This is a genomic window from Actinomycetes bacterium (assembly GCA_022599915.1).
In the GTDB taxonomy this organism is placed as follows: Bacteria; Actinomycetota; Actinomycetes; order S36-B12.
This window is the reverse complement of sequence record JAHZLH010000063.1, coordinates 43,015-53,041: the sequence shown is the minus strand read 5'-3', so window position 1 is coordinate 53,041 and position 10,027 is coordinate 43,015. Positions and strand designations below refer to the sequence as shown.

The following is a 10,027-nucleotide window of genomic DNA, read 5'->3' as shown; positions in this document are numbered from 1 at the left end:
GTATGAGGTGGCCATCACTCCCGACGGCAGCACCGCCTACGTCACCAACTTCGAGAACAGCAACGTGTCGGTGATCGACACCGCCACCAACACCGTCACCACCACAATCGCCGTCGGCGGCCTACCGGTTGGGGTGGCCATCACTCCCGACGGCAGCACCGCCTACGTCCCCAACTTCGGGAACAACAACGTGTCGGTGATCGACACCGCCACCAACACCGTCACCACCACAATCGCCGTCGGCAGCCGACCGTATGGGGTGGCCATCACTCCCGACGGCAGCACCGCCTACGTCCCCAACTTCGGGGACAACAACGTGTCGGTCATTTCGATTCCGCCCAGCCCCCCCACGACGGTGGTCGCCACAGCCGGGGATGGACAGGCTAACGTCTCTTGGCAAGCATCAACGACAACCGGCGGCGACCCGATCACTGGCTACACCGTCACCTCGGCTCCCGGGGGCAAGCTGTGTACTACCACCGGCGCCACCAGTTGCACTGTCACCGGGCTGACCAACGGCACCAGCTACACGTTTACCGTCACCGCCACCAACACCAACGGCACCAGTGCACCCAGCAGTCCCAGCGACTCTGTCACCCCCACCGCACCCGCCCCGACACCGACACCGACACCCACACCCACACCCACAGATACCGACCTGGTGGTCGAAGCCCGCTCGAAAGCCAAGACACTCACCCCAGGCAAGCGGACCAAAGTTGTCCGCACAGCTGCAACGAACGCACAGATCAAGAAAGTGAAAACCCGCTGCTACCTCTACGGCGACAAACTCACCGGCAAAGACAAACAAGCCGCCTGCAAGATCAAGACCAAGAAGACCAGCAGCAACGCCAAAGTCTGGGTCACCCCAACATGCAGCGTCGGCCTCAAAGTCCGCGTCAACATCGTCGCCAACCAAACCGGCATGGACAAAGCCACCTGGCAACGCACCTGGAAAGTCAAAGACCAGCCTCGAACCCACTGCCCTATCAACGCCAACGGATAACACCCACCCAGCCGACAGGCACAGCCCTTCGTCCAAGCAAAGCACGCACCCAACGCCTACTGCGCGCCTCCTACCCAACCTAACCAACGAGGCACTGGATCGATTCTTCCTAGGCCCATCAACCCCCACCTCGCGGAACGACTCATCTAGCCTTCCGGTAACCACCAGTTGAGAGCACCGAAGGAGCGAAAACGACCACCCTCACCAACAATCAGCCGCCACTGGGACACCCGTTGGACACCTAAACCCCCAGATACCTCCGATTCACCCCGAACCAAACCAGCCTTCTACACGCACCCCCACCTGAAATCCCGCTAGAGCCCACGACGCACCACCCCAACCGACACACCTACTCGGACGGCTACTGGTTCGAATCCAGTCGCGGGAGCCCACGACCCCCGTAGAGCGACGGGCCTCCACCCATCACCGACTCTGCGGTGAGACCCCCGGAGCGGATTCAACAGGGTGACGCGGGTACCAACCGACGGGAAGCCTTGTGGTCCAGTACGCTCGCCACTATGAGCCACACCCCTCCTGGCTGGTACGACGACCCCAATAATCCCGGGGAACAGGCCTATTGGGATGGGCAAGAATGGGCGGGTCCGCAAGCACCGGACCGGAACCCGGGGAACACGTTGGCCGTTGTGGGCATTGTCTGTGGCGCGATTGCGGTACTGGCTGCACTTTTTGGTCCATTCGCTATTCCGTTTGCCATCGCCGGGCTGGTCATCGGAATCTTGGCCGCTCTCCGCGGACGGAAGGCACTTGCCTGGGTCGCGCTGGGACTATCCATCGTCTGACTGGTGATTTCAGTGATGGTCACTACTTCCGCGTTGGATCCAGCAATTCTCTAACCGAGCTACCGACCCGCTGCCAAGACTTTCTGACTAATCCCCACTGGTGATCCGCAACTGCTGCCCACCACACCACCACGCAGTTGTGCGGGCCGCCCCAGTGGGCGACCCTCACAACTGCGAACAACGACTAGACCAGCATCGGTTCGCGAGATCTCGCCGTCACTGCTGAGTCGGTCATCTCGGCAACATCCACGGGGGCAACTGTGACCGACAAATCGGCGGGCTTCGCGCCTCGGCTCAGCAGCCGATCCAGACCCAGGTAGACGAATCCCAGAATCACCCCGAATAGCGTGATGACGATGACTGCGGCCGCCACACCTGTTTCCCCGCCTGCGTTGAGGCTCGGGTCCAGGAATGGGTACGGATACTCGCCGGCCGGGTTCAGTAACGCGCCGTAGGTGATGGCGTAGGCGGTATAGGTCAGCGGGATGATCGGCAGCGCCAGCAACGCTGCCCAACTGATCCGCGGTCGCGGGCCAAAGATCAGGAATCCCAGAACTGTGGCCCACGGCACGATGTAGTGCAGCGCGAGACTCGTATAGACAAAGACCCCAGTCAGGTCCGCACTGCCTGCCAACACCAGCGGGTACACGATCCCCACAATGGTGATCATCACCAGAGTACTGAGCCGCAACCAACGAAAGATCCGACCGTCTCGTTGCGGGTTCAGCACCAACGCAAAGCCCACAATGGCAACCAGGATGTTCGTCCAGTAGGTCATTTCGCTGAGCATGGAAACTAGCCCGGCCCATCCGCCATTGGTAGTGGCCACCGTCATTCCAGCCGTCAGGGCTGCAGTGCCGATCATCGCTACCAACCCGAAGTAGATGCGAGCTGCCAGGTTCTTCTTGGGTCTATCCGGGGATGCCTCGGCGCCACCGAGGGTTCCGGTTTCGGAATACATATCGAGTGTGTTCGTCCTGTTCTTCATGGGGTTGTTCTGTAACAAAAACTCACACTTCAAACCTGTATTTAGAAGAAAACTCTTGCAAGGGTCAGTCACCCTTCCCGCCGACGATGGACTCTCGCCGTCTAGGTCAACACATCAGCCACTCGCCCACTGCGGACCGTCCGCAGCACTCGGCTAGGCTGTGTGATTCCGGGGCGGTAGCTCAGTTGGTTAGAGCAGCGGACTCATAATCCGCCAGTCGTGGGTTCGAGCCCCACCCGCCCCACCGGCCGATGCGTTGCGGCTCAGTGGGTTGCTTCAACGCGCTGCTGCCGTGCCTATCCCTCGGCGGGTGCGGTGCGTCGTGGAGCACGAGGGTGTGCATCGACTAGCGGGGGTCTTAAACTGTGGCGGTGCGCGATTTCCGTTATCTGCTCCCCCCAGCTTCCGCGGACTACCGGGGATCCAGGTTCTCATTGTGGTTCTTGGTGTTCATCACCACGTTGAGCACGGCGCGCAGCCTCGTCCACATCTTCGCTGCCGACGGCGGCGCGAACTCCATCGCCGGCATCGATGTCGACGTCGAAGGCGGCGACAACCTGATTGCACTGTTCGCCCAATGGGGATGGGAGCAACTGCTACTTGCAATGGTTGCGTGGGTAATCATCGCGAAGTACCGATTCCTCGTGCCGCTAGCCCTCCTATTGCAGGTCCTGGACTGGGGAGGCCGGTGGGCGGTCGGAGAGTTCAAGCCGCTCGTGGTGGACACGCCACCGCCCGGTGCGGTCGGGAACTTGATCTTCCTCCCGTTGTCGGCGATCGCACTGTGGTTCGCGCTGCCGAGGAAGTCAGCTGCCGCCAACTCAATCCGAGAGGCCGGGCATTAGGTCCGCGCTCTCGGCGGCGTAGAGCCAGCTACCCGCAGGCGCCATGCTGGCGGCATGGCGCAGACGGTCGGCATCCGGATGCACAGTGGCGTCGATCGCTGCGAACCGCTTGCCCCGGCCGATGAGCAAGTCGTCGAACGATCCGCGCCAAATCCGCTGGCCTCCCGCCTGCTGAGCCTTCGGCGCTTGTGGGAGCAGCTGCACCAGGACCGGCCCGTCGGCCACGGGTGCCTCGTCAAGGGTGGTCGCTGATACGAGCCACTGGCCCAACAAGCCAGCCGCCCGGGCATCGGCCTTGCCGCCGCCCGTCCGCGCGAAGCGGAGAAATGCTCTCGGACTCGCGTACTCCAGAAAGGCGATCACGTCGAGGTCGGGACCCTCGGGGCTGAGCCGTTCCCGGCACTCCCCGCTCCACACCAGCCGGGACCCCATCGATCGCTGCGCCAACGCTGCGCCGCGCGCGTAGTCCTGGTAGGCCTCGCGTCCGCTGCGACCCGCATAGGACCCTGTGGCTCTTTCCTTGAAGGCGAGGAGGTTGACCATGACGACGGGTCCGCTCGGCCGCATGAGCAGCCGGGGCAGCTTGTCCACCCTGGGGTAGCGCCCCAACTTGTGGCGGTCCATGCGTCGAGCGTAGTGCCGACCGGTCGTGGGTGCGAGCCTCGGTTCGCGCTTTGGCGGCCCGGCCGCTGCACTGTGGTGCCGGGCTTTCCTCGTTGTAGCGGCTGCGGCTCGACAGCAGCCCTCATGATCACATCTGCCACTGCGAGCGCGCGTCTCGCAGCGCAGTCTCGATGGCAGCAGCCACTTCCGGCTTCTGCGGGTCAACACCCGGTCCGGGTACCACCCGCCAGTCCATGTCACCGGTCTCAAAGATTCGCCGCGCCACTACCCGCACCCAACTGCGGCCAACATCGATCTGGTTGTTGACCACAATGGAATCCGTCACCCGGTTACGGACGACGGCCGGCAGGTCTGATCGGTGATCCAACTCCAGCACTATCGTTTCAGCCACGGATTCGGTGTCTCGTCGCATGTCCAACGCGAGTGCTGGTGGCGACCAGTTGACGTTGTCGATCAGATCCCACCGGATACGATGATCGCGCAACTGTTCATCCTCCTGCGGCAACAGCAGATGAAGGGCCTGGTCGGTGGCTACTGCGTAGCCGCCGTCTTGCACCTCGACAGCGGCACGAACAACTTCACCACGCTGCAACTGCACAACGGTTTTCACATCATCTGGTAGCGGAGGGCGACTCCACGGCAGCCGCATCAGTCCACCGCCGCCCAATAGCCGCGCAAGTTTCGCCGATACGCTTCCAGCTCCTGCAGATCAGCCAAGACCGCCGCGGTGCGGGCACCGTCTTCCGCGGTCTCTTGGGAACCCAATGAAGCCCGCAGGTCACCCGCCCGCCGACCTGCGGCCTCGAACAACAGCCGGGCTACGATCCCGATGGCGTATTCCTGATCAGTGGAACCATCGGCAGCAGCCGGCAGTGGTTTGGCTACCATCGCCCCGATGAGTCGGCGTTCCTCATCGTCCTCGCAGTGCTCCATCACGACCCGCAACCACTGCGCACTGCCCAAGTCGTCTCGTCCAGCGGCAGCCACGGCTGCATACAGCGACTGGGTTCGTGGGTCCGCAAAAGCATCGGCGTCAACAGAGTCCAACCACTCCGCAACTAGATCGGGCGCCCGCACCAGCACTTGCAGCGCCTGCCACTCCCACTGGCCAGTGCCGGAGCCACTGGGCCGTCGCGGCGGTGGCGCCGACTTGCTGCTGTTGCGACCGGTCGGCGCCGCAGCGCGGGAACGACTGGCGCCCGCGGCCGCCCGCACCTCGGCAGGTTCCACTCCCAGCCAGCCAGCGACTTGCCGGTCATACTCTTGCCGCAGCAGCTCATCCTTGATACCGGCCAGGATCGGTGCCGCGGCGCGCAGCGCCCCGGAGCGACCCTCAGCGGTACCCAAGTTGAGTCCCTCGATGCTGTCGCGCAAGACGAACTCGAACAAGGGTGAACGACTGACCACCAGTTCCCGGACTGCTTCGTCACCATCACGCAATCGCAGGTCGCAGGGGTCCAACCCGTCCCGGGCAATGGCCACGTACGTGCCGCCGGCGAACTGCTGATCTTCCTCATACGCGCGCAACGCAGCCTTACGACCCGCCTCATCACCGTCGAAGGTGAACACTACTTGAGCGTTGCCGTCATCGAGTAACAACCGCCGCAGCACCTTCACATGCCCGTCACCGAAGGCAGTGCCACAGGTGGCAACAGCGGTGCTGATCCCAGCCAAGTGACAAGCCATGACGTCGGTATAACCCTCAACGACCACCACCTGCTGCTCTTTGGCGATGTCTTTGCGGGCCTGGTAGGCACCGAACAACACGTTGCTCTTCTTATAGACCAACGTCTCCGGCGTGTTCAGATACTTCGGTCCGCTTTCTTCAGCCAACCGACGAGCCCCGAACCCCACAATGTCGCCCGACAACTCCCGGATCGGCCAGACCACCCGGTCGCGGAACCGGTCGTAGGTGCGCCCCTCACCACTACCCGCGACGCCAGACTCCACGATGTCACGCTGCTCAAAGCCCTGGCTGCGTAGGTGGGCCACCAACCCGTTGCGCGGCGCATACCCCACACCGAAGTCAGCGCAGGCTTCCCGATCGAAACCACGTTCGGTGAGGAACTTGCGAGCGTGCTGGGCTTGTTTCGTTTGCAGCTGCTCGACAAAGTAGGCCGCTGCGGCGGCGTTCACGGCAAGCAGCGCCTTGCGCTTACCTTGCTCTCGTTTCTGGCCCGCCGAACCGCCCTCGTACCGCAAGGTCACTCCGGTACGGGCTGCCAGTTTTTCCACGGCTTCCGTGAAAGATAGATGCTCCAGTGTCATCAGGAAGTCGATGGCATCCCCACCCTGGCCGCAACCAAAGCAGTAGTACAGCCCCTTGGCCGGGGTGACATGGAAACTGGGGGTGCGTTCCTCATGAAACGGGCATAGCCCTTTCATGGATCCGCCCCCCGCGTTGCGCAAAGTGACCTGCTCGGCGACGACCTCATTAATACGTACGCGTTCGCGCACGGTATTAATGTCCGCTGCAGCGATCATTCCCGACACACGTTGATCCTACGTCGCCCTGCCGACGACACAAGGCTGCCGTGTCCGGTGCGCCGCAGTTGTTTCCGCCGCCAGATGTGTTGGAATGTCCCCCATGGAACGTCACGTGCTGGCCACCGCCGCAGACGTCACCGACGAGGACGAAATCTCGCTGACGCCCCGACAACGCGAGACCGGCGCCACCACCTTGGACCGATCGAAGTGGCGAGCCGACACCCCAGCCTGTGAGCACCTGGTGCACCTGAATAATGCCGGCACCGGGCTTCCCCCGAAAGTGGTCACCGAGCGAGTTATCAGCCACCTCCGGCTCGAAGAGCAGGTGGGTGGCTACGAGGCTGCCGACCGGATCGCAGTCGAATGGGAAGCAGGTCGAGAGTCGTTGGCGCAACTTGTTGGTGGCACCGCTGACGGCATCGCTGTGGTGGAATCAACGACTGCCGCCCTGCACAAGATCCTGGCGACTGTCCCGCTGCGGCGTGGCCATCGAGTGTTGGTCGCTGGTGCGGAGTACGCGAGTACGTTGCTGCCGCTGATGCAGCTTGCTCAGCGGATCGGGCTGCAACTCGAAGTACTGCCCGACGACGAGAACGGTGTAGTTGACCTCAACGCGCTAGCAGGAACTGTGCGAGACGACGTTCGACTTGTGCTCGCGGTTCACGCCCCCAGCCACAACGGACTGGTTAACGATGTTGCGGGTGTTGGTGACGTGTTGCGGGCTGCTGATTCGCCCGCTTGGTTTGTCGTGGATGCCTGTCAGTCGTTGGGACAACTGCCTGTCGATGTCGGCACGATCGGCTGCGACTTCTTGATGGCCAGCGGCCGTAAGTACCTGCGTGGCCCACGCGGTACCGGCATCTTGCATGCCTCGGATCGGGCACTTCAGGAACTTGATGCTTACCCGCTCGATATCCGAGGCGCGCAACTGACCTCGGAACTCGAGTTCGTGACTGATCCCACTGCGGTGCGATTCGAGTCGTGGGAACGATCGGTTGCTGTTGGCTTGGGCTTGATGGCCGCCGCGAACTACACGCTGGCGACCGGGATGCCTTCGATCACCACCGCGATTGGACGCAACGCCGAATACCTGCGGTCGAATCTGGGTGCATTACGAGGGTGGCGTGTCTTGGATCGCGGCAACCGTCGCTCAGGGATTGTGGTGGCTCGACATCGCAGCGTGGCTCCGGAGGAGATCGTGCCGGCACTGCGTCGGCAGCGGGTGAATCTGCACGTCGTGCCCGCAAGCAGCAGCCCGCGTGATCTGGGTGGCGAATCCGCGTTGCGACTCAGCCCACACGCCTTCAACAACCAGGCTGATCTGGATCGAGCGCTGGGACTATTGGCTGATCTCACCGAGTGATTGAGCGATGCCAGTGCAGGACGGACGCATCTGTCAGGCTCGCCACTTGGTCCAGCACCACCCGCATTCGACCAGCATCATCGTGAGCATCTTCCTCATCCGGTTGCAGCCACGGCTCTAGCGCCTGCGGGCCGGCAGCAAGCAACCCCGCGACCACGTCGCGAATAATCTGCCGTTGCCGTTCGTACTCGTCCTCAGCACCCGGGCGAGCCATGACGTATTCCGCAGCGACGGCTTTCATCATGGCCACCTCAAGCCGGGTATCGGCTGGCACGATCAGATCGGCGCGGTAACGCCGCAGCGGCTCCGGACCGAACTGCTGCCGGGTAGCGCGTTCCGCACTGCGGCAGAACCGGCCAATCAGCGAACTGGTCATGCGTTTCACGGCAGCCAGATCAGCCATCGAGCCATCGAACTGGCGCAACCAAAAATCTTGTTCCTGCAGTCGCTGCAACGCAGCGGCCAACTGCGCCGGCTCAGCGTCGGGGATGTACCAGGCTAGGCAACGCTGCACCACCCGGTCGCGGTGTTCGGCAGCCGTCAGCATGGCAGGATCGACGTGACCTAACTGAATCGCGTCGTCTACGTCGTGAACGCTATAGGCGACGTCGTCTGCCCAGTCCATCACTTGCGCTTCTAAGCAGCGCCGTTGTTCGGGAGCGTCGGCACGCATCCAGGCAAACACGTCTGCGTCGTCGGGATACACCCCGAATTTGGGGTTGTTTGGTTGCCGGGGCCAGGGGTATTTCGCAACCGCGTCCAGCGAGGCGCGCGTCAGGTTCAAACCAGCGCTGCGACCAGAGTCGGCGACGACCTTCGCCTCCAGCCGGGAGAGGATTCGGAAGGTTTGCGCGTTGCCTTCGAAACCACCGCACAGTTGGCCCAACTCGTTGAGGACCGCCTCCCCGTTGTGTCCGAACGGCGGGTGACCCAAATCGTGTGCCAGCCCGGCGACTTCAACAACATCTGGATCACAACCCAATGCTGCGCCCAGCTCCCGCGCGACCTGGGCCACTTCCAGGCTGTGGGTAAGCCGAGTGCGTGGAACGTCAGACTCCCCCGCCACCAAGACCTGGGTTTTGCCAGCAAGGCGACGCAACGCGGAACAATGCAGCACCCGGGCGCGGTCGCGGGCGAACCCGCTGCGCACCGACTCTTTTGGCGGCTCCACAACGAGTCGCTCAAGGTCAGTCGCATGGTAGCCGGAGGCAACTCCGTGCTGTTCGGTGTCAGTGGTCACCGCGTCGAGTCCAACACCCAGCGGTCGTAGGCAACGAATCGCAGCAGCCCTGCTGCTTCCCTACCCACGTAAGCGGGCGTGATCGCAGAGCCGTCACCGGCGGCTGGCCCGCTGACGTGCGCATCGAAACCAAGCGTGTCCGCGATGGCTGCAGAGCGGGCAAGGTGACTGCGGTCGGATACGACCGTGACACTGTCGATACCCAACTTCTTGGCGGCCCGAGACACTGCCCGCAAACTGCTGATGGTGTCGTCGCCCCGAGGCACCGCCACAATCGCTGTGGTCGGAATCCCCCGCTTGCTGAGGTAGTCCGCCCCTGCCTGCGCCTCGGTAGTGATATCCCCTGGCAGTCGTCCACCCACGGTGATGATGCGATCAGATACGCCGGCTTGGTAAAGGTCTAGGGCGTGATCCAACCGGTTCGCCAATACCGGCGAAGGTTCGCCGTCCCATTGCGAGGCACCCAACACCACAATGGCGTCGGTGGAGGTGGCGTCATATTGCCGCGCTTGGTAGACCACTGCGGCGGCAGCCAGACCTGCGGCTAGCAGGACCGCGGCGAGGCTGACGAGGATCAGCCGCCGCATTCCGCCACCTCGACGGCGCGGCTGGGCGGGTGACGAGACCCGGGGCCGCTGTGCGGTGGCATGAGACATAGGCAACAGTGTGTCCGATAC

General features: G+C 63.0%; 10 protein-coding genes and 1 tRNA gene. 5 read left to right on the top strand and 6 right to left on the bottom strand.

Annotation, left to right across the window (positions count from 1 at the left end):
• On the top strand, positions 1-1,003 hold a 1,003-nt coding region (locus K0U62_10285; protein MCH9801899.1), incomplete at its 5' end, for a fibronectin type III domain-containing protein.
• 518 nt (positions 1,004-1,521) lie between these two features.
• On the top strand, positions 1,522-1,803 hold the full coding sequence (locus tag K0U62_10280; protein MCH9801898.1) for a DUF2510 domain-containing protein: 282 nt from the start codon (positions 1,522-1,524) through the stop codon (positions 1,801-1,803).
• 184 nt (positions 1,804-1,987) lie between these two features.
• Here K0U62_10280 and K0U62_10275 read toward each other — a convergent pair whose 3' ends face one another.
• Complete coding sequence (locus K0U62_10275) at positions 1,988-2,791, bottom strand: Pr6Pr family membrane protein (GenBank protein ID MCH9801897.1); 804 nt, start codon at positions 2,789-2,791, stop codon at positions 1,988-1,990.
• Between the two features lie 170 nt (positions 2,792-2,961).
• Here K0U62_10275 and K0U62_10270 point away from each other — a divergent pair.
• Positions 2,962-3,035 (top strand) — tRNA-Ile (locus K0U62_10270).
• A gap of 127 nt (positions 3,036-3,162) precedes the next feature.
• Positions 3,163-3,636, top strand: coding sequence for a hypothetical protein (locus K0U62_10265; protein ID MCH9801896.1), 474 nt, complete (start codon positions 3,163-3,165; stop codon positions 3,634-3,636).
• On the opposite strand, the gene K0U62_10260 is transcribed toward K0U62_10265, so the two are convergent.
• The 3 genes from K0U62_10260 to dnaG all read right to left on the bottom strand — a co-directional run bounded on the left by K0U62_10260 (position 3,613) and on the right by dnaG (position 6,753).
• Entirely contained in the window at positions 3,613-4,260 is a 648-nt protein-coding gene (locus K0U62_10260; GenBank protein ID MCH9801895.1) for a hypothetical protein, read from the bottom strand. The genes K0U62_10265 and K0U62_10260 overlap by 24 nt on opposite strands.
• A gap of 127 nt (positions 4,261-4,387) precedes the next feature.
• Complete coding sequence (locus tag K0U62_10255) at positions 4,388-4,870, bottom strand: hypothetical protein (GenBank protein ID MCH9801894.1); 483 nt, start codon at positions 4,868-4,870, stop codon at positions 4,388-4,390.
• Positions 4,871-4,908: 38 nt separating this feature from the next.
• Positions 4,909-6,753, bottom strand: a complete 1,845-nt coding sequence (gene dnaG / locus K0U62_10250) for a DNA primase (protein MCH9801893.1) — start codon at positions 6,751-6,753, stop codon at positions 4,909-4,911.
• Positions 6,754-6,838: 85 nt separating this feature from the next.
• Here dnaG and K0U62_10245 point away from each other — a divergent pair, with 85 nt between their 5' ends.
• Positions 6,839-8,110 carry an aminotransferase class V-fold PLP-dependent enzyme gene (locus tag K0U62_10245; protein MCH9801892.1) on the top strand — a complete coding sequence of 424 codons (1,272 nt, stop codon included), beginning with the start codon at positions 6,839-6,841 and terminating at the stop codon, positions 8,108-8,110.
• On the opposite strand, the gene K0U62_10240 is transcribed toward K0U62_10245, so the two are convergent.
• Together K0U62_10240 and K0U62_10235 are read right to left on the bottom strand one after the other, a co-directional pair.
• A complete protein-coding gene (locus K0U62_10240; GenBank protein MCH9801891.1) occupies positions 8,100-9,350 on the bottom strand; it encodes a deoxyguanosinetriphosphate triphosphohydrolase in 1,251 nt (416 codons plus the stop codon). The two genes, K0U62_10245 and K0U62_10240, sit on opposite strands and share 11 nt — an antisense overlap.
• Positions 9,347-10,006 (bottom strand): YdcF family protein, encoded by a 660-nt coding sequence (locus K0U62_10235; GenBank protein MCH9801890.1) that lies wholly within the window; start codon positions 10,004-10,006, stop codon positions 9,347-9,349. Before K0U62_10235 ends, K0U62_10240 begins: the two co-directional genes overlap by 4 nt.
• Positions 10,007-10,027: the final 21 nt, after the last annotated feature.